Raw genomic sequence first — 23,668 nt, forward strand, 5'->3', positions numbered from 1 at the left:
TGGCGAATGCTGTTCCGTATCGGGTGCCTGATTTTTATCCTTGCGGAGATCGGCGATGGAAACAGGGCTGCTGATACTTCCTTTTGCACTATGTCTCGACGCCTGTTCTCTGGGGCTACCGCTATTTATTCAACAGCGAAACCCTCGCCGCCAATGCCAAATGGGGCTGATCGCAGGAATATCAGGCGCGCTCATTGCCGCAGCAGCGCTGCACGTGAAGGGATTTTACTCCTGTGCTGATGGCCTCAGGGCTTTGTTTGATAGGCGCAGGAATGGGTACTATCGCGACCAATGCCCCGATACTGGTCACCACTGGCGCAGGGAATCAGCATGCTGAACAGTCTGGCGGCGTCCAGGCCGCCTCGCGCCATATCGGACAAGCGCAGGGAATGGTGGTCATCACCCTGGCGCTGCTTATCCGCCTTCGCAATCTGCCGAAGTCATCGTAGATTGCGCTATACTGCCGCCACTATCAAAAAAAAGCGGAACTGAACCATGAACGACAGTGAATTCCATCGCCTGGCCGATACCCTGTGGATGACTATCGAAGAACGTCTGGATGACTGGGACGGCGACAGCGATATCGACTGTGAAATCAACGGCGGCGTACTGACCATCAGTTTTGAAAACGGCAGCAAAATCATTATTAACCGTCAGGAGCCACTGCACCAGGTGTGGCTGGCAGCCAAGCAAGGCGGCTATCATTTCGATCTAAAAGGCGATGAGTGGATTTGCGACCGCAGCGGCGAAACCTTCTGGGATCTACTGGAACAGTCGGCAACGAATCAGGCCGGTGAAGAAGTGAGTTTTCGTTAAGGCGGCAAAGCTTCGATTTTCCCCGGAGGCGATGCTAACGCATCTGTCCGGGCTACACGATCCGATACCGCACGTACTCGTAGCCCGGGCAAGCGAAACGCCCCCGGGAAATTTACCAGCGCGGAATCACAGCTCTACGCAGCAGGTTAAGAGTAGTGCTGCAACATCGATGATGTCGCGGAATCCTCACCTGCAGCAAGGGTTGCAGCGGCAATCACCTGGCTGCGGAAGGGAATCACCTGTTCACGACCATCAACATCAACAATCTGATAGAACTGCGGCAGGTTAAAGTTGATAAAGCTCGAACCGTAGGTAAAGCGGTCATGGGATGACGAGTAGAAGCGGCTGACGTCGCGCACCAGCTCCTCTTTACTGCCTTCGCAATGATGATACACCTCGGCGCGGTTGCTCTCATCAAGGATATAGATGTTAAAGCCGTTATCGTTATCCGCATCTTCAAAGAAGAACTGAATAATCCCTTCGCTGGCAAAACCATCCACCACCTGCGGTAGCCTGACGTGGTTGGTTTCCACCTGCACCGACAGGCCGTGCAGTTTGTTATGTGAAATCGCACCGTAGAACTCAATAGCGTTCTCCAGCTTCTGCACCGAGACGTTAAGACGCTCGAAGAACAGCCCCCAGGTTTGCCCGGAAACGCGCAGCGCTTTAAAGCGGCCGGTATCCTGGCGGGTGCTGGAGAGACGCAGCTCGACGCATTCGGAAACCAGTTGCTGCACGCGAGTGCGGATTAACCCGCGCAGATGCTGGCTATAGCAGAACACTTCTACGCTGTCCGGCGGCGCGGCATCCTGATGCATTTTACCAAGAATGGTTTTCAGCGCTTCGATCATCGCCTGCTCGCCGTTGAAGTGCAGCGTACGCACTTCGTTCCACGAGTTACGGTACAGCAGATCAACGCTGCCAATCAGACATTTTTGCTCTTCACCAAAACTGAAAACGTCCAGCTTGCGGAAGTCAAAATGCACCACCTGATTGCGGAAGGCCGCCGTCGGGTCGTATTCCAGGTTTACGATGATCGCCAGATGGCGAATTTCGCACGGACTATACAGCGCTTTAGGCGTCGGAGACGGCAGGCGCAGCGGGAAGTGGTGCGATACGTCGGCAACCATTTCCTGCAATTTAGCCAGATCGACAATGCCGTTGCCCTTAATAAACAGGCGAGTTCGTGACGTCAGCAGGCCGTTAAACCAGGCCCAGGCCACCAGCTTATTAAGATAACGGTTATATTCCAGCGGCTGATGGCTGATGATCGACTCCATATCCGGCGCGCGGTTATAAACATACCAACCGGTACGGTTGGCACGGCCCGGCGGCACATGGATAAAGGTCAGATTAGGTTCAGACAGATCCGGTGAAATTTGCGGGTTGACCAGGGTGACTTTCCCCGGCAGCGCTTCAAATGCGGCGTACAGCTTACGCGTCAGCACGCCAATATCCTGCGGGCTGGCGGAAACGCTCAGGTTATTGCGGCGCGCGAAGCGAATCAGATTGCGATAGCTTTGCATCATCGCATCAAGCAGCTCGTTGTGCGCCTTGCGTACTTCGTCGATCTTCCAGTTGGCCCGGTTGTCGAGCATCATCAGACGCTTTTCATCCCAGCCCCACTCTTTCACCAGATGGCTAACCACTTCACGGCGCCAGCCGACGCAGGCGCGCTCGCGGCTAAGCTTTTCGCACACTTTTAAATAGAAACATCGGCGCACCAGGTCGAGGCGCGTTTCGTCTTCAATGGCTTGCAGATAGAGCGTCACGCGCTCCAGCATCATGCAGTACGGATCGAGACCAAACGAGACAATCTCGCCGTCATGCAGGCGCTGTTTGATATCTTTCGCCAGCAGGCGGTTGTTCGGATATTCCCAGGAATAGGCTTCCAGCAGCAGCGTCTTCAGCACCGCTTTATACGGCGAGTCGATACTTTTGTAGAGCTGCCACAGGCTGGCACCGAAGTATTCTTCCGCCGACAGCGAACTCAGGCCGCCGAGATCCAGCCATTCGTTCGGCGTCAGGACCCCCTGCGAGTACAGCGACATCACGTAATCATCGTAATGCTCTTCTTCATCGCACGGCACCATATTCCACAGAATACGTTTCCCGGCGAGACGCACAGCGGTACGGTAAAACTCATCCAGCAGCAGGATATGTTGGGTTGAACCGCAGTCTTCGCCGCCGAGGCTACCGCTTTCATTATGACGGAAGCGGTTTTCATCGATCAGGAAGAAGCTAACTTCAACGCCCAGCGATGCCGCCCAGCTTTCCAGCAGGCTGCATTTACGCTGTAACAGCTGACGCTCATCGGTATCCAGCCAGGCCTGATGACAAACCCAGATGTCGAGATCGGAAGAGCAGCTTTGGCCGACGGATGAAGTACTGCCCATGGAGTAAAGGCCGGTGATCGGCAGTTCGCCTTTCGGCGGCTCCTGCGTCAGCATTCCACGGTGCAGTTCAAGCTCGTCAAGGTAGTGGCGTTGGGTTTCATCAGGCGTGTAGAGGCAAATGCCTCGGGGAACGTTACCGTCAAGGTAACCCGGCATCAGCGGGTGATGATAATGTAGTAATGTCGGCAGTAGACTGTAAACCTGCTGGAAAGCGGGTCCCATGGCAGCAAGGGCGCGATCCACGCGCAATTGGTTGATGGCATCCAGTCTCTGTTTCAGTGTCTCAATATAGAGGTACAAGACATATCGCCTGATGTTCAAAAACCCGACGTACAATAGTACGGAGAGTTTCAGTATTTCAACAAAAACCGTCACCATTCGTCGTCGGTGTGGTTGTGATGAACTGCTGACTGACAAATGGTTTAAAACGTGATCAATCTAACACCTTGCGGATTGACCGTAAAGAAAGATGCGCTACATACAAGTGTAGCACCCTTTACTATGTGTAAATTCTTCACTACGTTTGCGGCAACCCGCAAACGCATGAAAGGCTAAAAAAGATGGCCGCGACCCTTATCCCCACAAAACTAACATCCCTAAGACAACAATGTTAGGATGGTTAGTGGTCGACTATGACGGTAACAAGCATGTTAGACAAAGTTTTGAGAATTGCCACACGGCAAAGCCCGCTTGCGCTATGGCAGGCACATTATGTGAAAGAGCGCCTGGAGTCCTGTCATCCGGGGCTTTCTGTTGAACTGGTGCCGATGGTCACCCGCGGTGACGTGATCCTTGATACTCCCCTTGCAAAAGTGGGCGGTAAGGGTCTGTTTGTCAAAGAGCTGGAGCTGGCCATGCTGGATGGTCGCGCCGATATCGCCGTCCATTCCATGAAAGACGTGCCGGTGGAATTCCCCGAAGGGCTGGGGCTGGTCACCATTTGCGAACGCGAAGATCCGCGCGATGCGTTTGTCTCAAATCACTATGCGTCCATTGATGAACTGCCGCATGGCAGCATTGTTGGCACGTCAAGTTTACGCCGACAGTGCCAACTGGCCGCCGATCGTCCGGATCTGGTGATCCGCTCTCTGCGCGGCAACGTTGGCACACGTCTGAGCAAGCTCGATAACGGCGAGTACGACGCCATTATTCTTGCCGCTGCAGGGCTCAAACGCCTGAATCTGGAAACGCGTATTCGTCAACCGCTAACGCCGGAACAATCCCTGCCCGCCGTCGGCCAGGGCGCCGTTGGCATCGAATGCCGCCTGGACGATGAGTGGACGAAAGCTTTGCTTGCACCGCTGAACCATACGGAAACGGCCATACGCGTACGCGCCGAACGAGCGATGAACACCCGGCTTGAAGGCGGGTGCCAGGTGCCTATCGGCAGCTATGCCGAACTGATCGACGGTGAGCTATGGCTGCGCGCGCTGGTTGGCGCGCCGGATGGCTCGCAAATGGTGCGCGGCGAGCGGCGTGGTCGCCCGGAAGATGCCGAAACGCTCGGCGTCTCCCTCGCCGAAGAACTTCTGGATAACGGTGCTCGCGACATTCTCGCGGTCGTTTATGCGGGAGAAGCCCCGCAATGAGTATCCTGGTCACCCGTCCGCTGCCGCAAGGCGAAGAGTTAGTCAGCCGCCTGCGCGCGCTGGGACGCGTGGCCTGGAGCTTTCCGCTCATTGAATTTACTCCGGGCCGTCAGCTTCCAGAGCTGGACGGTCAGCTGGCAGGCCTCAAGGCGGGTGATTTACTCTTCGCGCTATCGCAGCACGCCGTTGAGTTTGCCCACGCTCGCCTCCAGCAACAGCGACTGCACTGGCCCTCTGCGCCTGATTATTTTGCGATTGGCCGTACCACCGCGCTGGCCCTACACAAAGTCAGCAGTCATGATGTTCGCTATCCGTTAGATCGGGAAATCAGCGAAGTCTTGCTACAATTACCTGAATTACAAAACATTGCGGGGAAAAGGGCGCTCATCCTGCGCGGTAACGGTGGGCGAGAATTACTCGGTGACACACTCCGTGAACGCGGTGCCGATGTCACTTTTTGTGAATGTTATCAACGTAGTGCAAGGCACTATGATGGCGCAGAAGAAGCAATGCGCTGGCAGTCTCGTGGGGTCTCGACGTTGGTGATTACCAGCGGCGAGATGCTGCAACAGCTCTGGACGTTAATACCGCAGTGGTACCGCGAACATTGGCTCCTGAGCTGTCGCATTTTAGTTGTCAGTGAACGTCTGGCCGAACAAGCCAGGGAATTGGGCTGGCAGGATATCCAGGTTGCCGATAGCGCCGACAACGATGCGCTGCTACGCGCATTACAATAACTCTCAACATTGGAAGCCATAATGACGGAACAACAGAATCAATCCGCCGTGGTTGAAGAGACCAGGGAGGCCGTGGAAAAAACACCACAGCCAGAAAAGAATAATGTAGAAAAGAAAAACGGCGGCAGTAAAACCAGTCTCGCCCTGAGCGCAATAGCCATTGCTATCGCCCTCGCCGCTGGCGTAGGCCTTTACGGCCTCACGAAAACTCAGGCAACCCGTCAGAGCGAAACCAGCGCCGAGCTATCCAGCCAGATCGCCACACTGCAAAAAGCGCAGGAAAGCCAAAAAAGCGAACTCGAAGGCATTATTAAGCAGCAAACCGACCAGTTGACGGAAGCCCAGCGCCAACAAGATTCGCTAACGAAGAAACTTGAAGAGGTACAGGAAAAAGTTGCCATTATCTCAGGTAGCGACGCCAAAACCTGGCTACTCGCACAGGCTGATTTTCTGGTAAAGCTAGCCGGGCGTAAGCTGTGGAGCGACCAGGACGTGACGACCGCTGCCGCGCTGCTGAAAAGCGCCGACGCCAGCCTTGCGGATATGAACGATCCGAGCCTGATTAGCGCCCGTCGCGCCATCACTGACGATATCGCCTCGCTTTCCGCCGTGAGTCAGGTGGACTATGACGGCATCATCCTGAAGGTTAACCAACTCGCCAACCAGATTGATAATTTACGCCTGGCGGACAATAACGACGATGACTCCCCGATGGATTCTGATAGCGACGAACTATCCAGCTCCATTAAGGAGTGGCGGGTAAACCTGCAAAAAAGCTGGCAGAACTTTATGGACAGCTTTATTACCGTTCGCCGCCGTGACGAAACAGCGGTTCCGTTGCTGGCTCCAAACCAGGACGTCTACCTGCGCGAAAATATTCGTTCCCGCCTGTTAGTTGCGGCACAGGCCGTACCACGTCATCAGGAAGAGACCTATAAACAGGCTCTGGATAACGTCTCTACCTGGGTTCGTGCCTACTACGACACCGAAGACGCGACCACTAAAGCCTTCCTTGAGGATGTGGACAAGCTCAGTCAGCAAAGCATCACTATGAACGTACCGGAAACCCTGCAGAGCCAGGGCCTGCTTGAAAAACTCATGCAGACACGGGTACGTAATCTGATGGCGCAACCGGCTGAAACACAGACCAGCGCTCCGGCGCCTGCTGTTCCTGCGCCAGTAGCCCCCGCGCCAACACCTGCGCCACAAGGAGAGTAACGCATGTTGAAAATTCTCTTACTCTTCGCGCTGCTGATTGCTGGGATCGTTGTCGGCCCGATGATCGCCGGTCATCAAGGCTACGTGCTGATCCAGACCGATAACTACAACATTGAAACCAGCGTCACCGGGTTAGCGATCATTCTGATCCTCACCATGGTGGTCCTGTTTGCGATTGAATGGCTGCTGCGGCGTATTTTCCGCACCGGCGCGCATACCCGCGGCTGGTTCGTTGGCCGTAAACGCCGTCGTGCCCGCAAGCAAACCGAACAGGCGTTGCTGAAGCTGGCGGAAGGTGATTACCAGCAGGTTGAGAAGCTGATGGCGAAAAATGCCGATCACGCGGAGCAGCCGGTGGTGAATTACCTGCTGGCGGCGGAAGCGGCCCAGCAGCGTGGGGATGAAGCCCGCGCTAACCAGCATCTGGAGCGCGCGACCGAACTGGCAGGTGACGATCTGATCCCGGTAGAAATCACTCGCGTACGTCTGCAGCTGGCGCGTAATGAAAATCACGCTGCCCGCCACGGTATCGACAAACTGCTGGAGATCACCCCGCGTCATCCTGAAGTTCTTCGCCTGGCCGAGCAGGCCTATATCCGTACCGGGGCCTGGAATTCGCTGCTGGATATCATTCCGTCAATGGCGAAAGCCAACGTCAGCGATGAAGAGCATCGCGCCGAGCTGGAACAGCTGGCGTGGATTGGTCTGATGGATAAAGCGCTGGCCGACGGCGGCAGCGAAGGGTTGCGCGACTGGTGGAAAAGCCAGAGTCGTAAAACTCGTAGCCACGTGGCTCTACAGGTGGCCATGGCGAATCGCCTTATCGAAAGCGACGACCATGATACCGCCCAGCAGATTATTATTGATGGTCTGAAAAAGCACTACGACGACCGGCTGGTCATGCCTATTCCGCGGCTGAAAACCAATAATCCGGAACAGCTGGAGAAGGTGCTGCGCCAGCAGCTTAAAACGGTCGGCGACCGCCCGCTGCTGTGGAGCACGCTGGGGCAGTCGTTAATGCGCCACGGTGAGTGGCAGGAAGCCAGCATTGCGTTCCGCGCCGCGCTCAAGCAGCGTCCGGATGCGTTTGATTACGCGTGGTTGGCCGATACCCTTGACCGCCTGCATCAGCCGGAAGAAGCGGCAACCATGCGCCGTGACGGCCTGCTGTTGACCCTGCAAAACAACCCGCAGCAGTAAGCACGATCTTCACTATCGCCTCCATCGGGGGCGATAGCACTCCCCTTCAGCAAATGCTTCACACACCCAAATAAAAAAACGCCTGCTCTGAAACCAGGGCAGGCGTTAAAACAGGTCTGTTTGACAACAAATTGGGTGCTTCACTCAACGTAGTGTCCATGGTGTTTGATGAGGCTATATGCTTCATCCTTCACGCTGTCTCTTCGTTGGCTGCACACGCTCACCCCAGTTACTTACCTTTGTAAGCTCCTGGGGATTCCCGTGCTGGCCGTCTCGACACATCATGAAAGATTTAGCATATAAAATGCGACATCTGTCAGTGGACGATAAGCACCGTAAACGGCTCTGCATCATTCCTGGGTTTATGAGGCACTAAGGCGAACATAAGAGATGGAATGAGCATCTACCCGTTTATTATCGCACAGGATCTACGGAAATTGCATCTATGAGAGTAATGAATTGGGAGTATTCCGCATAATAAATCGCGTCGCAATCAGCGAGATATTTTTAGGGAGATCATGGGGATAAGAGAGTTTTTGGCAAATTCAGAAAACAAAAAACCCCGCCGAAGCGGGGTTCAAAATTGGTCGGCGAGAGAGGATTCGAACCTCCGACCCACTGGTCCCAAACCAGTTGCGCTACCAAGCTGCGCTACTCGCCGATGTACTGCTTTTTTGAATTTTTAGTTCAATTCTTTATAAAGTCGTGGTGCGAAGGGAGGGACTTGAACCCTCACGTCCGTAAGAACACTAACACCTGAAGCTAGCGCGTCTACCAATTCCGCCACCATCGCATGTTCACAACTTTCTAAATAATGGGGTGGCTAATGGGATTCGAACCCACGACAACTGGAATCACAATCCAGGGCTCTACCAACTGAGCTATAGCCACCACTACAAATCTTTTTACGCGGTCTTATAACCACCGCAGCTCCAGCACCGGGTAAATGGTGCGCCCGACAGGATTCGAACCTGAGACCTCTGCCTCCGGAGGGCAGCGCTCTATCCAGCTGAGCTACGGGCGCTTAGCGCCGTTGCGGGGTCGGATATTACGGACTTCCTACCCCGCTGTCTAGTGCCTTTTTAAAGAAAATTACCGTTTGCTCATGCTTTGTGCATTTTGTCGCTTATTCCGCCACATTATCCACATTTCCGCGTCGACCAAGGCCAAAAACCTTATAAATGAGCGTGACAGCCGCCAGGAAAATAATCCCGACGAAGAGCGACATGCGGGTATCGTCATTAAATCCCATACCTATCAGCACGCAAATCAGGAATGCCATGGTTAAATAGTTCGCCCACGGGAACAGCAGCGAGCGGAAAGGATGGCTGGCCATTGCTTCTTTGTGTACAAGACGAAAACGCAGCTGGCTAATCAGAATCACAAACCACGGCACCATGCCCGGCAGCACGCTGGCGCTGTAGACATAGACGAAGACCCGCTGTGGATTAGGGATGACATAGTTGAGGCAAGAACCAACTAACAGAATCAGTATCGACAGCGCAACACCCACCGCCGGCACGCCATTACGCGAGACTTTAGCGATCGCCGCTGGCAACTGGCGATTTCTTGCCAGCGCATAAAGCATACGCCCACAGCTGTACATACCGCTGTTACAGCCGGAAAGCGCTGCCGTCAGCACCACAAAGTTAATAATTCCCGCCGCTGCGGTAATGCCGATTTTGGCAAAGGTCAGCACAAACGGACTGCCGTTGGAGCCAATCTGATCCCACGGGAAAATAGTCACAATAACGAAAATCGCACCGACGTAGAAAATCAGGATACGCCACAGCACCTTCCCTACCGCGCTGCGCAGAGTGACCTGCGGGTTCTTCGCTTCACCGGCGGTAATACCGATAAGTTCAACACCCTGGTAGGAGGCGACCACAATGCACAGCGCCGTCAGGAAGCCTTTCCAGCCACCAGCAAAAAAGCCGCCATGCTCGGTCAGGTTCCCAAAGCCAATGGAGTGTCCGCCGTTGCCAAAGCCAAAGAAAATGACGCCCAGCCCAACCACAATCATCACGATAATGGTGGTGACCTTAATCATCGCGAACCAGAATTCGATTTCACCATATAGCCGCACCGCCGCCAGGTTCGCCAGCGCCACCAGCCCAACGGCAATCAGCGCCGGTATCCACTGCGCCATATCCGGGAACCAGAACTGCACATAGACCCCGATAGCCGTAATCTCCGATATCCCGACCGCCATCCACATAAACCAGTAGGACCAGGCGGTGAGATAGCCGAAAAACGGACTCATATAGCGATGTGCGTAAACGGCGAACGAGCCGGTTACCGGTTCGAGGAACAGCATTTCGCCCATGGAACGCATGATAAAGAAGACAAACAATCCCGCGATAATGTACGCCAGCAGGACCGAAGGCCCAGCCCACTTCAGCGTACTTGCCGCTCCCATAAATAAACCCACGCCAATCGTGCCGCCAAGGGCGATTAGCTCAATATGCCGCGCCTCCAGTCCTCGCTGAAGTTCCGCTTTTTTCTCAGTCATATAGCCTCTTGTGTTTGCCCTGCTCCGGGTTTATTGCACTCCAAACGAAGGTGTATATATCCCGGTTATTTTTATGAATAAATAAAATGGAAAGCCCTGCCTGAGCGACGGCAAAACCTGCCCGTCGCGTATTAAGCATGCGAATGGTTAATGAATTTTATGGAAATGGCAAATAAAGTATCAGGCGAGTGAATACATTACACAGAATACCCAGGTAAACTCGCCAGAACGTAGTGGAATGTCAAAGCTTATCGGTGTAATGCCAGCGTAAATAGCGTAGCAGGCGGGCCTGTCTTTTTATCCGGCTCGGCTGCGACACCAGACGATAAAACCATTCCAGCCCAAGGTCCTGCCAGAATTTTGGTGCCCGCTGAACGTGACCAGTAAAGACATCGTAGGTCCCGCCGACACCCATATACAGCGCCTGCGGATAAACATTCCGGCAATCGCGCATCAAGATCTCCTGGCGCGGCGAGCCCATCGCCACGGTGACAATTTTCGCCCCACTTTCGCGAATGCGTTCAAACAGCGCCTGACGTTGATCGGCGGCGAAATAGCCGTCCTGGCTACCGACGATATTCACGTTCCAGCGCTGGCGAAGCTGCCGCTCGGTTTGCGCCAGCACTTCCGGCTTGCCGCCAATCAGAAATACCGGCGTTCCCTGAGCGCCAGCACGCTCCATCAGCGCTTCCCATAAATCAGCCCCGGCGACGCGCGACACCTGCGCTTGAGGATATTTTTTACGTAATGAGCGCACCACGCTGATGCCATCAGCATATTTAAATTCTGCGGCTTCAATCAGCGCCCGAACCTCGGGGTTGTCTTCTACCGCCAGCATCTTCTCTGCATTAATCGCGACCAGCGTCCCCTTGCGGAGCTCGCCATCGCCATACAGATAATCCAGAGCGTGTTGCATATCGCGCCAACCAATGAGTTGCAAGCCTCTCAGCAGATACAACGGCGCGGATGTAGTCCCAGTCATGTACACCCTTATCAGACTTGAGGTTGCGTCAGCGGTTTAACCCGCTTATGAATCAGTCCAACGCTATCCAGGAACCAGTACAGCAGCTTTGCCGCCAGCAAGCAGAGACCAAAGATAACGAGGAAAAAAACCACGCGGGAGCCGAATGAATCCAGCCCTTCGCGCGCCAGCACGATCATATTGAAGATAGCGCCGAAACAAAAACTGTGCAGGATCGCCGCTTTATAGCGGTTAGTCTCCCGGTTGCCCAGCTCGTACAGCCAGTCAAACCATTTAATAATTAGCCCAACCGCCACCGCGCCCAGCGGTACAAACCAGACGCCGCCCATCACCACCAGTGAGCCAATCAGGGTCGGCGAAATCGCCAGGCCAGAATGGTTATTCAGCACTTCCCAGGTGAAATAGTTAGCGGTATTGAGCACCATCGTCGGGCGACCATGCCATAACCAGCTAGGGATAAAGACATAAAAATCCCGGACGATCGGCGCCAGACCCTGGAACTCAATCTTGTCGTAGTTTTGCAGCAGCAGAGCCAGGTTTTCCCACGGCGAGAAGGTATCGCGGGTCAGATAGAGAAAAGTATAAAACGCCTCGTCACCACTCACGTTCATGCCATAGCGTTTAAGCGCCAGCCAGAACATACCGACGATACCCAGCACGCCCGCCGCCGCCAGCATCCACAGGCTGATCCAGCCGCGAATAATGCCGATGAACAAAAAGATAGCAAAAGCGATGATAATATTCGCCCGGGTGCCGCCGACGATGGCATAGGTCAGCAGGCCAAAGGCCACGGTGCTGACAAGGAAAAATATCCACGCCTTATAATCCTGACGCAGAAAATAGACCACCAGCATCGCCGGGATGAAGAAGTAGAAAAAGCGCTTGAGCGCCACGCCGGAAACTTCACTGGAAAAGATCTGGCTATAGGAGTTGAGTCTGAATAACAGGAAGCCGTTGTGCGCAAAGAAAATCCCCACGCAAAGCAGCGCAATACCCAGCAAAATCAACCAGGTCAGGTGAGTTTCCACGCGGTTCATGGTGTACAGCGGGCGATGCTGATGCTCCCGACTCGCTGGGCGCAGTCGCGTTTTATAGGTGACGTAGTAAACCGCATAAAAACAGACCGAAACCAGCAGGGTTTGCAGCAGGATTTCCGGTGGGGCCACCGCCACGTCGAAACGGAACACCAGAATGCTGGTCAACGGGAAACCGAAGAAGAAGGTCAACAGAAACAACAACGAGAAAAAGACGTTGAAATTAAACCGCACGCGGCGAAATTCAAAGTACGTGGTGGTGGCGATAAATAGCGTCGACAGCAACCAGACCGCCAGTAACCCGCTAAATTGCATTAATGTCATGCGTCCACCCCCGCGGCAACCCGCAACGCTCGTCGCCAGCCCGTCAGGTAATTCGGACGGAAGAAGGCAATCTGATTCTTATCCACACCGGCCAGCTGGCGCTGCGCTTCTCGCACCACGGCCGCGTCCAGCGTATCGCTGGTAAAGAGTACCGGAATATGCTGCTCCGACATATCCTGCCAGAAGGGATTCTCCCGGTTCAGAACGCAGGGGATCCCAGCCTGAATCAGCAGGCACAGCGTGCCGATACCCTGCTGGCGGGCAAACAAGAAGTAGCCGAGATCACAGCGGCGCAATAGCGCAAGGTAGTCATCGAACGCCAGCTTGTCGCTCAGAACCTGAAGATGCTGCGGGCTAAACAGCGCCGCTCCGGCCTCGCGGACCTGGTTGATGTAATCACTATTATTGGCCGGGTAACCCATCGGCACAATCACGTTGACCGTATCGCCAAACTGCTGATGAATCGCGCGCAGCGCCGCAATATGTTCATTGCTGCGGTCACCGGAATTCCCCACCAGGATAGTCAGCGTGTCGCCGCGCGGAGCGCTATCAGCAAGGGTATTCAGCGCCGGGTCCATTCGGGTCGGGAAATAGAGCAGTCCGCCCGGCACGTCCGAATGACGGGCGGCAAACCAACTGAGATCGCCGCGGGTGGCAAATACTCGCCCTACTCGCCCCTGTGCCATACGCCGTAGTGGATAAAACAAGCGAAACTTCAGGCTGGCGGAATTCTCATACAGATCCGCGCCCCAGATATGCCAGTTAAACTGCGCTGGGCGGATCCCACCGCTGAGTAACGCCAGCCACAGCCCGGTATTGAACTGGCCATGAAAGAAAAAGCGCTGCTGCCGGTTGGCCTTTGCCAGCGCGATAACCGCCTGTGCCAGCAACTTTTTCCCTGCAAAGCAGGTGATGAATAGCGCGGGATACGCTTCGCGAACTCCTGTCACATCACCGACGACCATAAACGTACGAGCCTGCTCGTCATCAACGGCCAGCTCGTCATTAAAGAACCGCAGAACGGTCTGGTTGTGGTGCGGGATATCCGATCCCAGTACATGTATTAGTGCTGTCATGCCCGTTTACGCCAAAGTAAAAACACGCCACTACAGAGGGCGAAATAAACAATATAAGTAGCCATATACGCCTGCGCCGCGCCGATTGCACCGTGTGCCGGAATAAGCCAGTGCGAAAATGCGGTTAACAGCGCGAACTGGCTGATTTCCGTCAGAATATAAAAACGCAGCGAGGCTTTGGCGATCACCAGATAGCCGTAAACATACGCCCCGACCTTCAGCACATCGCCCACAAGCTGCCAGGCGAAGAGATCGCGCATCGCCGTAAAGCGGTCGGAAAAAAGCAGCCAGATGGCGAAGTCGCGCAGCAACCACACGGTTAAGCTCGCTGCCGCCACCGCCGGAAGGACAAATTTCAGCGATTTGCCAATCTCACGGGTGATGTCCGCTTTGGCGGTCAGGCGAGAGAGCGTAGGCAGCAGGTACACGCTAAACGAAGCGGTAATAAACTGCAAATAGGCGTCGGAAATGCTGCTGACGCCTTGCCAGATCCCCACCGCCTCCCAGCCATAATGGGCCGCCAGCAGGTTACGCATCATCACGTAGGCGACCGGCAGCGTCACCGAAGTAATCAGCGCCATCAGGGTAAACTTCGACAGCTGACCCGCCAGGCCGTTATCCCAACGCGGGCGCAGCGCACTCAGCGGGATATTACCGCGTCGCCACAGCACAACAGCTGCCGGAACCACCACCAGAGCAGGTACCAGCGCCAGACCGAGCAATGCGCCCTGATAGCCGCCGAAACGGTAGCAGGCATAGTATGCCGCCACGCCAATCAGGCTCCCGGCGATCAGCGACAGCGCGTTTCCCGCCGCATCGCGAAAGCCTTTCATCAGCGCTAACAGGAAGTTCGCCCAGGCGATACCCATCTGCACCAGCGCCACCAGCCGGACCAGATTCTGGTAATGCTGATGCCCAAACAGCCCCTGGCTTATCGGCGCTGCCGCCAGCAGGAATATCAGCGCCAGTAGGGTTGAGAAACCCAGAACCATCGCTGAAGAAGTGCCGACAACCTTATTCAGTTGCTGACGATCGTCATGATGCTGGGCCACCAGCTTAGTGACGCCGTTAAAAATCCCGGCCCCCGCCAGTACACCAAGCACGGTCACCAGTTGGCGGAAGTTACCCGCCTGACCCACTCCGGCAGGGCCGAACGATACCGCCAGCAGTTTAACTACCAGCAGTCCCGCCCCGATTTTGACCAACGTGGACGCGGCGGTCCACAGAGAAGCTTTAGCCAGCGACATATCAGGAGAAATAGCTCAGCAGCGAGTTAATCACCGTACGCTGGTTTACCACCGACAAATTGTAGAATAACGGCAGGCGCAGCAGGCGCTCGCTCTCCTGGGTGGTATAACGATCTGCACCGTGGAACACGCCGAAGCTCTCCCCTGCCGGGCAACTGTGCAGTGGGATATAGTGGAACACTGCCAGAATCTCCGCTTCTTTCAGCCAGGCGATCAGCTTGCTACGATCGTCAATATCGCGCAGCTTGATATAGAACATATGCGCATTGTGTCCGCAGTCGGCCGGAATCACAGGCAGGTCGATACGCCCGGCGCGCGCCAGCGGTAAAAGCGCGTCATAGTAACTCTGCCATAGCATCAGGCGCTGCTGGTTAATCCGCTCCGCCGCTTCCAGCTGTGCCCATAGATAGGCCGCCTGTAGATCAGACATCAGGTAGCTGGAGCCAATATCGCGCCAGGTGTATTTATCCACCAGACCACGGAAGAACTGGCTGCGGTTGGTGCCTTTTTCGCGAATGATCTCCGCACGCTCCACCAGCTTACGATCGTTAATCAGCGTCGCGCCGCCTTCACCGCCCGCGGTGTAGTTTTTGGTTTCATGGAAGCTGAAGCAGCCAATATGGCCGATAGTACCGAGCGCCCGGCCTTTGTACGTCGACATCACGCCCTGCGCGGCATCTTCCACTACAAACAGATTATGTTTGCTGGCAATGGCCATAATGGTGTCCATCTCGCAGGCCACGCCCGCATAGTGGACCGGCACAATCGCCCGTGTTTTTTCGGTGATTGCCGCTTCAATCAGCGTTTCATCGATATTCATGGTATCGCGACGAATATCGACAAAGACGATTTTCGCTCCGCGCAGTACGAAGGCGTTGGCGGTGGAGACGAAGGTGTAGCTCGGCATAATTACTTCATCGCCCGGCTGAATATCCAGCAGCAGCGCCGCCATTTCCAGTGACGCGGTACACGATGGCGTCAGCAGCGCTTTCGCCGTTCCAAAACGCTGCTCCATCCACTGCTGGCAGCGACGGGTAAAGCCGCCATCGCCGCACAGCTTGCCGCTACCCATTGCGGACTGCATATAATCAAGCTCGGTTCCCACCACCGGCGGCGCGTTAAATGGAATCATCATTTCACCTGTATAACCAGTACGCGGCGCTTTCCACATTCGCACCGCTAAGAATGTAACGTTTAAGCGCGGCGGTGTTGCCCATCTGGGTCGCCACCCGCAATGTAGTCAGTTCACGCTGCACGGCCCAGTGCTGTGCCGCTTGCATCAGTTCCGTTCCAGCGCCTCGTCCGGCCAACAGGCCAATCCTCGCCTCACGCTCGTTAAGCTGTCGCAGAGAGACAAACGCGCGGATATCGCCATCGGGCGCGCGAAAAATCAGGCACTGGTGATCGAAAGTCCCTCGTACCGCATTTTCAATCCACTGGGCGTAGAAACGACCGCTGGCATCGGCAGCGTACCAGGGGGCACGAAAACGACTTAGGGCAAAGGCCAGCGCCGCCAGCTCGCGCAGCCGAGGAATATCCGCCTCCGTCGCCAGCTCAGCTCCGGCATCGTCAGAGGCAGTCAGCGCAAGCGCAAGATCGACCTCTCCCTCCACCAGCCGAAAGCCTAATGCCTGCAGCGCATCCAGACGGGCGGTATCATCCGCCGCGACTTTCGCCTGCACCCGCGACCATCCAGCCAGCGCCTGCGCCGTCAGCAGCGGCGCATCATCGCCAAAGCGCACGATGGCGCTGTTGACGCCAAAGAAGCGGTTTTCCCACTCCAGGGGCTCAATACTGGCGCGGGCGAGCACGGAGCAGATCCAGTAAGTATTGGCCGTAACCAGTTTTTTCCAGCCGTTTCGCCGCACGTTTGACGCCGTCGTCGTCCAGCCAGCCGTTGCGCCAGGCGATCTCTTCCAGACAGGCAATTTTGAAACCCTGGCGTTTTTCAACGGTTTGTACAAACATGCTGGCTTCAATCAGGCTGTCGTGCGTGCCGGTATCCAGCCAGGCAAAACCACGGCCCAGCAGCTCCACCGTCAGTGCGCCATCGTCGAGGTACATTTGATTGATAGAGGTAATTTCCAGCTCACCGCGTTCCGAGGGTTTAACCCGCTTCGCGTACTCCGCCACTTTACCATCGTAGAAATAGAGGCCGGTCACCGCCCAGTTGGATTTGGGCTGTTTTGGCTTCTCTTCCAGCGAAATCGCGCGGAAATCGTCATCAAACTCCACCACGCCAAAGCGTTCCGGGTCCATGACCTGATAGCCGAACACCGTCGCCCCGGTAGTGCGGGCCGCCACGCTGCGCAACTTCGGACTAAAACCCTGACCGAAAAAGATGTTGTCGCCCAGCACCAGGCATGAGGGTTCGCCGTTGAGGAACTCCTCGCCGATGATAAACGCCTGCGCTAATCCGTCCGGGCTAGGCTGGGCGGCATAGCTTAACTGCACGCCGAACTCTGAACCATCACCCAGCAGGCGCTGGAAATCGCGCTGGTCATCAGGCGTGGTGATAATCAAGACTTCGCGGATCCCGGCCAGCATCAGCACCGAGAGCGGGTAGTAGATCATCGGCTTGTCATAGATGGGTAGCAGCTGTTTTGAGACGCCGCGCGTGATCGGATGCAGGCGGGTACCAGAACCGCCTGCAAGGATAATACCTTTCATTTTTCCCCCTCAAGCACTCAGGCTTGCAGCCCCAGGCGTTCGCCTTGATAACTGCCGTCCAGCACCTGCTGCCACCAGGCTTCATTGACCAAGTACCACTGAACGGTTTTGCGCATCCCGCTGGCAAACGTTTCGTCCGGCGTCCAGCCCAGCTCACGCTCAATTTTCGCCGCGTCAATGGCGTAGCGCAGGTCGTGTCCGGGACGGTCGGTAACGAAGGTGATGAGATCGCGATAGCGCTCCAGGCCATTCGGTTTGCGCGGCGCCAGCTCTTCCAGCAGATCGCAAATCGTTTCCACTACCTCAATATTCTTACGCTCGTTATGGCCGCCGATATTGTAAGTTTCGCCCGGCTCCCCGCTCGTTGCCACCCGATACAGCGCCCTGGCGTGATCTTCAACGTACAGCCAGTCACGGATCTGTTGACCATTGCCGTAAACCGGCAGGAGTTTACCCGCCAGCGCGTTGAGGATGGTCAGCGGGATCAGTTTTTCCGGGAAATGATACGGTCCATAATTATTCGAGCAGTTAGTTACTAGCGTCGGCAAGCCATAGGTGCGCTGCCAGGCGCGTACCAGATGATCGCTACTGGCTTTAGAGGCGGAATAAGGGCTGCTTGGCGCATAAGGCGTAGTTTCGGTGAAAAATTCACCGCTATCATGCAAGTCGCCATAGACCTCATCCGTCGAGATGTGGTGGAAGCGAAAGGCCGATTTTGGGTCATCCTTGAGCCCATTCCAGTAAGCCCGCGTCGCTTCCAGCAGCGTATAGGTGCCAACGATATTGGTTTCGATAAACGCCGCAGGGCCGTCAATAGAGCGGTCAACGTGGCTTTCGGCGGCCAGGTGCATCACGATATCCGGCTGATGATGGCTAAATACGCGATCCAGCTCCGCGCGATCGCAGATATCCACCTGCTCAAAAGCAAAGCGAGCATCCTGAACAACAGGAGACAACGACATCAGATTCCCGGCGTAGGTCAGCTTATCAACGACCACCACGTTATCGGCGGTCTCAGTGATAATTTTACGTACCACCGCCGAACCGATAAACCCGGCTCCGCCGGTGACCAGAATCGTTCTCACCGCCAGACCCCTTTGGTATCGACGATAAACGGCTGGCTGACGCTATCGCCGCTAATGGCTTTAAATTCTTTGTGATCGACCAGCATCACCAGCACGTCCGCACTCGCCAACGCCTCGTCCAGCGACGCCAGAGCGCACAAGCCGTCGAGCTTTTTCGGCAACTGATGAATATTTGGCTCAACAACCAACGTCTCACCGCCATGCCAGCGGGCGATTTGCGCGGCAATCGCCATGGCCGGACTTTCACGCAGGTCATCGATATTGGGCTTAAATGCGAGGCCGAAGCAGGCAATTTTCAGCTCGCTGGCGCGCTTATTGCTGGCCGCGAGGCAGTCGGCAACCCGCGCTTTAACCTGGTCGATCACCCATTCTGGTTTATGGTCGTTCACCTCGCGCGCGGTGCGGATAAGCCGCGCCTGCTGTGGGTTCTGCGCTACGATAAACCACGGGTCAACCGCGATGCAGTGGCCGCCAACTCCCGGGCCGGGCTGGAGAATATTGACGCGCGGATGGCGATTCGCCAGACGAATCAGTTCCCAGACGTTGATCCCCTGATCGGCGCAAATTAGCGAAAGTTCGTTAGCAAAAGCGATGTTAACGTCGCGGAAACTGTTTTCGGTCAGCTTGCACATCTCGGCGGTGCGCGAGTTAGTCACTACGCATTCGCCTTCGAGGAAGATTTTATACAGCTCGCTAGCGCGGGCGGAGCAAACCGGGGACATTCCGCCGATCACGCGGTCGTTTTTAATCAGCTCAACCATGACCTGCCCCGGTAAAACACGTTCAGGACAGTAGGCGATATTGACGTCTGCCGCTTCACCAACCTGCTGTGGGAAGCTCAGATCAGGGCGCATTTCCGCCAGCCAACCTGCCATTTGCTCGGTTGAGCCGACAGGGGAAGTGGACTCGAGGATCACCAACGAACCTTTCTTCAGCGTCGGTGCGATAGATTTGGCCGCCGATTCAACGAAAACCATATCCGGCTCATGCAGGTCTTTAAACGGCGTCGGTACCGCAATCAGGTAAGCGTCGGCTTCCACCGGCGCGGTGGTGGCGCTCAGATAACCCTGCTCGACCGCCGTTTTGACGACGCTCGCCAGATCCGGCTCCACGATATGAATTTCACCACGGTTAATGGTCTCCACGGCATGTTGATTGATATCAACGCCGACCACCCGCTTTTGCCGGGAGGCGAACGCGGCTGCAGTTGGCAGGCCAATATACCCAAGGCCAATTACCGAAATGGTAGAAAAGCTCATAGCGTTACCTGATTATTTTTAAGTGCGGACAAAATACGATGACACGCTTGTCCATCGCCGTACGGGTTATGCGCCCGGCTCATGGCCTGATACGCGGACTCATCTTGCAGTAAGCGCGTGACCTCATCGACGATGCGCTGGCTGTCAGTACCCACCAGGCGCACGGTGCCAGCGCTGACGGCTTCCGGGCGCTCAGTCATTTCACGCATCACCAGTACCGGCTTGCCAAGCGACGGCGCTTCCTCCTGAATACCACCGGAGTCGGTGAGAATCAGCCATGCGCGATTCATCAACCAGACAAACGGCAGATAGTCCTGTGGCTCAATCAGCATGACGTTATCAACATGGCCGAGAATGCGGTTAACCGGTTCGCTGACGTTCGGGTTCAGATGAACCGGGTAAACAATTTGTACGTCCGGGTTATTAGCTGCAATTTCCGCCAGCGCATGGCAGATTTGCTCAAAACCGCGACCGAAGCTCTCCCGACGATGCCCGGTAACCAAGATCATCTTCTTGCCATTGCCAAGGAAGGAATAGCGCTCGGTCAGTTCACTGCTTAACGCTTCGTTGCTCAACACGCGATCGCGTACCCAGAACAACGCATCAATCACCGTGTTACCCGTGACCGTAATTTGAGCATCCGCAATGTTTTCCTGCAGCAGGTTTTGTCGCGAGGTCTCCGTCGGCGCAAAATGGTACGTCGCCAGCCGTCCGGTTAACGTGCGGTTCCCCTCTTCCGGCCACGGCGAGTTCAAATCCCCCGTGCGCAACCCTGCTTCGACATGTCCCACCGGGATGCGTTGATAGAAAGCCGCCAGGCTCGCCGCCATCGTGGTGGTAGTGTCGCCATGCACCAGCACGACGTCCGGTTTGAATGACTCCAGCACCGGCTTTAATCCCTCAAGGATGCGACAGGTAATCTCCGTCAAGCCCTGACCCGGCTGCATAATGTTGAGGTCATAATCCGGAACAATTGAAAAAAGTTTCAACACCTGATCGAGCATCTCCCGATGCTGCGCGGTCACGCAAACTTTCGCCTCAAAATGAGGATCCCTTGCCAGCGCATGTACCAGAGGTGCCATCTTGATGGCTTCTGGTCTCGTGCCAAATACGGTTAGTACTTTCACATCGATTCTCTTCGATTAGGTGATGAAGGGCGAATGTCCTTCATCACAGGCTGCATTCACTGGATACGGCGACGCGATAACGCAACGCCTGCGCCGATGAGCGCGCCCACAATCCCCCACATCACCATCAGAAATACGCGGCGCGGGCTATCGCGTTTTACCGGTTCTTCAGGTGTTCGCAAATACCGGTAAGTCTGAAAACGCGGGTCCAGCGTTGGCCCAACGTTCAATGTTGTTAGCATTGCGCGACTTTGGTCATAGTCGATATCGTATTCCGGTCCTACTGCCTGTAGGTTTTCCAGTCGAGCCTGCAGCATCGGCCGCCCCAGTAAAAACAGTTCCGAATCTGGCAGTTGGTCAGGCGGAACATCGGTTTCGCTGCGAGAAATGTTGTGCTGTTGCGCGACTTTCAGCGCCTGCTCCACGCTATGGTTGCGGCGATTGAAAATCTCACGCGCCACCTCCTCCTGTCGCTTTACCTGCGCTTTCATCTGCACGGTCCGCGCCGCCCAGGCACCTTTCAGTTCATCGTTCAGATGCCCTGCCGCACGCTGGCTGGCGAAAGCGACATACTGACGCAGCAAGTTGTTAGCATCCGGTGCCGTTTCAGCCGTCAGCTTCACACTATCATTGACGCTTTTTAGCGCATCGCCGGGCATAAACTGAATATCGTTAATCAGGTCATCCAACAATGCAGCGTCTGCGCGGGCGTTGCCCGACTGGCGCTGTTTGTAGTAATCCGTTTGCAGCCAGAAGTCGCGCCGGGTATCCCAGGACGCCTGCTGCATAATGAACTCTTTGTACGCCTCGTCCATTACCGAAGGTTGATCGACCGATACAAGATTGGCCTTGATGTCGAGATTGCGTAAGAACTGCTGCTGCGAATAGTAGCCGCCCAGCATATTCACTGTTGGCCGGTCAGTAATCGCCGTTGCGCTCCACTCCTGGCGAGCAAAAAAGGTATAAACCAGAACAATCAGCGCAAAGAGCACTGCCGTACCTACTATCCAGCTTTTTCCTGCCCATAAGGCGCGAAACAACCCGCGAATATCCAGCTCATTCTCAACGTTCACTGCTCGTGCTCCCGGTAATGGTTGAGTCATCACATCCCCAGACTTACTTGGTTAATTTGGATTATTGCTGCTGTGTCGCCGTATTCTGCGTCTAATGCGCTTAACCAGACGCGCCACTTTCCAGGCGCGTTTAATGCAGTAGCCATAAAGGAAGAAGGCTAACAAAAACAGTATCAACATCACCCATTCAGGAACAATACGGGTGTATTCCGCCACCACGCCTACCAGCGCCAGCAACGCGGCGGCCAGGGTGATCAGCACGAATGCCTGGCGGGAAGTAAACCCGGCACGCATGATTAAATGATGAATATGTTGACGGTCCGGGGAGAACGGACTCATCCCTTTACGCAGGCGGCGATACATAATCGCCACCATATCCATCAACGGAATGGCAATAATCCACAGCGCGGTAACCGGGCTAATGGGGTGCGTTTTACCTTGCGTGGTCTCCAGCAGGATCCAGATGATAGTGAAGCCAATCATGGTACTGCCGGCATCACCCATAAAGACCTTGTAGCGACGACCAAGCGCACCGAGGTTAAGTAAAATATAGGGCAAAATGGCGGCGATCATCGCAAAACACCACATCGCCAGGCTGTATTGACCATCAAACCACAGAATGATGCCCGTCGCCGCGAAAGAGACAGAGGAGAGACCGCCAAGCAGACCATCAATACCATCAACCATATTGAAGGCATTGATCGCAGCCCAAACGGCAAAAAGCGTGAGGAAGAATCCGAAAGGGCCGAGCACCAGCTCCCACGAACCAAAAATAAAACCCAGGCTACTAAGATGAAGATTACCGACCGTCATCATAATGACGGCGATGGCGGCCTGAATAACCGCGCGAATTTTTACACTGATATCAAAGCGGTCGTCCAGTGCACCAACCAGCACAAGTACCCCTGCGCAAGACAGATATAACCGCGCGTGGGGGATATAATAATCTGCGATAGCAAACGTAAAACAAATACCTGCATAAACTGAGATACCACCGACTAACGGAATCAAACCCTGATGCCGTTTGCGATAGTTAGGTTTATCCACCAACCCAACTCTTTTTGCCGCCTTACGAGCAACAAATATAAATAGGGTAGTGAATAAGAAAATACTGATTAATTCAGTAATAGCAGTGAGTAAATTCACAACGCATGTGCTCTCAGCATAGTTAATCCGGGAAGTATAACGATGATGTCTCAACTCCTGAAGGGGTAAAGCAGAACATTACAAATTTATTGTATAGATTTTAGTCTGTTAAAGTTCACTCTGCCTGGTATTGTGCTGCACACATCATACGATAACACCCGCTTTGTTTTCCCTTTC

The 23,668-nt window shown here is 55.0% G+C and carries 20 protein-coding genes and 4 tRNA genes; 6 read left to right on the plus strand and 18 right to left on the minus strand.

The window, feature by feature from the left end:
• The first annotated feature begins 272 nt into the window (after positions 1-272).
• On the plus strand, positions 273-449 hold the full coding sequence (locus QVF11_RS16830) for a hypothetical protein (RefSeq protein WP_260611187.1): 177 nt from the start codon (positions 273-275) through the stop codon (positions 447-449).
• 46 nt (positions 450-495) lie between these two features.
• On the plus strand, positions 496-816 hold the full coding sequence (gene cyaY / locus QVF11_RS16835) for an iron donor protein CyaY (RefSeq protein WP_287858338.1): 321 nt from the start codon (positions 496-498) through the stop codon (positions 814-816).
• A gap of 146 nt (positions 817-962) precedes the next feature.
• Here the strand turns inward: cyaY and cyaA are convergent, their stop codons facing one another.
• Entirely contained in the window at positions 963-3,512 is a 2,550-nt protein-coding gene (gene cyaA, locus QVF11_RS16840; RefSeq protein WP_110276873.1) for a class I adenylate cyclase, read from the minus strand.
• A 347-nt stretch (positions 3,513-3,859) separates the two neighbouring features.
• On the opposite strand from cyaA, the gene hemC reads away from it, so the two are divergent.
• The 4 genes from hemC to hemY are packed head-to-tail and all read left to right on the plus strand — an operon-like array spanning position 3,860 to position 7,956.
• Positions 3,860-4,801: a hydroxymethylbilane synthase gene (gene hemC, locus QVF11_RS16845; protein ID WP_142463014.1), complete on the plus strand. Its 942-nt coding sequence runs from the start codon at positions 3,860-3,862 to the stop codon at positions 4,799-4,801.
• A complete protein-coding gene (hemD, locus tag QVF11_RS16850; RefSeq protein WP_287858341.1) occupies positions 4,798-5,538 on the plus strand; it encodes a uroporphyrinogen-III synthase in 741 nt (246 codons plus the stop codon). The genes hemC and hemD overlap by 4 nt, the downstream gene beginning before the upstream one ends.
• Before the next feature lie 21 nt (positions 5,539-5,559).
• Positions 5,560-6,756 (plus strand): uroporphyrinogen-III C-methyltransferase, encoded by a 1,197-nt coding sequence (gene hemX, locus QVF11_RS16855; protein ID WP_287858342.1) that lies wholly within the window; start codon positions 5,560-5,562, stop codon positions 6,754-6,756.
• Between the two features lie 3 nt (positions 6,757-6,759).
• On the plus strand, positions 6,760-7,956 hold the full coding sequence (gene hemY, locus QVF11_RS16860; protein ID WP_110276877.1) for a protoheme IX biogenesis protein HemY: 1,197 nt from the start codon (positions 6,760-6,762) through the stop codon (positions 7,954-7,956).
• A gap of 584 nt (positions 7,957-8,540) precedes the next feature.
• On the opposite strand, the gene QVF11_RS16865 is transcribed toward hemY, so the two are convergent.
• The 17 genes from QVF11_RS16865 to wecA form a co-directional block, all read right to left on the minus strand.
• Positions 8,541-8,617 (minus strand) — tRNA-Pro (locus QVF11_RS16865).
• A 45-nt stretch (positions 8,618-8,662) separates the two neighbouring features.
• Positions 8,663-8,749: transfer RNA gene (locus QVF11_RS16870), tRNA-Leu, on the minus strand.
• Between the two features lie 22 nt (positions 8,750-8,771).
• A tRNA-His gene (locus QVF11_RS16875) sits at positions 8,772-8,847 on the minus strand.
• Between the two features lie 56 nt (positions 8,848-8,903).
• Positions 8,904-8,980 (minus strand) — tRNA-Arg (locus tag QVF11_RS16880).
• Positions 8,981-9,082: 102 nt separating this feature from the next.
• Complete coding sequence (gene thrP / locus QVF11_RS16885; RefSeq protein ID WP_182235555.1) at positions 9,083-10,468, minus strand: bifunctional threonine/serine APC transporter ThrP; 1,386 nt, start codon at positions 10,466-10,468, stop codon at positions 9,083-9,085.
• Positions 10,469-10,709: 241 nt separating this feature from the next.
• The gene (gene wecG / locus QVF11_RS16890) at positions 10,710-11,450 is read right to left on the minus strand and encodes a lipopolysaccharide N-acetylmannosaminouronosyltransferase (RefSeq protein WP_142512670.1); all 741 of its coding nucleotides are present in this window, start codon (positions 11,448-11,450) and stop codon (positions 10,710-10,712) included.
• A gap of 11 nt (positions 11,451-11,461) precedes the next feature.
• Entirely contained in the window at positions 11,462-12,808 is a 1,347-nt protein-coding gene (gene wzyE / locus QVF11_RS16895) for an ECA oligosaccharide polymerase (protein ID WP_112216138.1), read from the minus strand.
• Complete coding sequence (locus tag QVF11_RS16900; protein WP_287858344.1) at positions 12,805-13,884, minus strand: TDP-N-acetylfucosamine:lipid II N-acetylfucosaminyltransferase; 1,080 nt, start codon at positions 13,882-13,884, stop codon at positions 12,805-12,807. Before QVF11_RS16900 ends, wzyE begins: the two co-directional genes overlap by 4 nt.
• Entirely contained in the window at positions 13,881-15,131 is a 1,251-nt protein-coding gene (gene wzxE, locus QVF11_RS16905; RefSeq protein ID WP_112216136.1) for a lipid III flippase WzxE, read from the minus strand. The genes QVF11_RS16900 and wzxE overlap by 4 nt, the downstream gene beginning before the upstream one ends.
• A gap of 1 nt (position 15,132) precedes the next feature.
• The gene (gene rffA / locus QVF11_RS16910) at positions 15,133-16,263 is read right to left on the minus strand and encodes a dTDP-4-amino-4,6-dideoxygalactose transaminase (RefSeq protein WP_287858383.1); all 1,131 of its coding nucleotides are present in this window, start codon (positions 16,261-16,263) and stop codon (positions 15,133-15,135) included.
• A 4-nt stretch (positions 16,264-16,267) separates the two neighbouring features.
• Complete coding sequence (gene rffC, locus QVF11_RS16915) at positions 16,268-16,942, minus strand: dTDP-4-amino-4,6-dideoxy-D-galactose acyltransferase (RefSeq protein WP_287858345.1); 675 nt, start codon at positions 16,940-16,942, stop codon at positions 16,268-16,270.
• Positions 16,920-17,801, minus strand: coding sequence for a glucose-1-phosphate thymidylyltransferase RfbA (gene rfbA / locus QVF11_RS16920; protein WP_287858347.1), 882 nt, complete (start codon positions 17,799-17,801; stop codon positions 16,920-16,922). Before rfbA ends, rffC begins: the two co-directional genes overlap by 23 nt.
• A gap of 17 nt (positions 17,802-17,818) precedes the next feature.
• Positions 17,819-18,886 (minus strand): dTDP-glucose 4,6-dehydratase, encoded by a 1,068-nt coding sequence (gene rffG / locus QVF11_RS16925; RefSeq protein ID WP_287858348.1) that lies wholly within the window; start codon positions 18,884-18,886, stop codon positions 17,819-17,821.
• The gene (gene wecC / locus QVF11_RS16930; RefSeq protein WP_142512673.1) at positions 18,883-20,145 is read right to left on the minus strand and encodes a UDP-N-acetyl-D-mannosamine dehydrogenase; all 1,263 of its coding nucleotides are present in this window, start codon (positions 20,143-20,145) and stop codon (positions 18,883-18,885) included. Before wecC ends, rffG begins: the two co-directional genes overlap by 4 nt.
• Positions 20,142-21,272, minus strand: coding sequence for a non-hydrolyzing UDP-N-acetylglucosamine 2-epimerase (gene wecB, locus QVF11_RS16935; protein WP_112216131.1), 1,131 nt, complete (start codon positions 21,270-21,272; stop codon positions 20,142-20,144). The genes wecC and wecB overlap by 4 nt, the downstream gene beginning before the upstream one ends.
• 56 nt (positions 21,273-21,328) lie before the next feature.
• Positions 21,329-22,375, minus strand: a complete 1,047-nt coding sequence (gene wzzE, locus QVF11_RS16940) for an ECA polysaccharide chain length modulation protein (protein ID WP_110276889.1) — start codon at positions 22,373-22,375, stop codon at positions 21,329-21,331.
• A 21-nt stretch (positions 22,376-22,396) separates the two neighbouring features.
• Entirely contained in the window at positions 22,397-23,491 is a 1,095-nt protein-coding gene (gene wecA / locus QVF11_RS16945; protein WP_110276890.1) for a UDP-N-acetylglucosamine--undecaprenyl-phosphate N-acetylglucosaminephosphotransferase, read from the minus strand.
• Between the last annotated feature and the right edge of the window lie 177 nt (positions 23,492-23,668).

This window comes from Klebsiella sp., from assembly GCF_027492335.1.
Taxonomy (GTDB): domain Bacteria; phylum Pseudomonadota; class Gammaproteobacteria; order Enterobacterales; family Enterobacteriaceae; genus Klebsiella; species Klebsiella huaxiensis.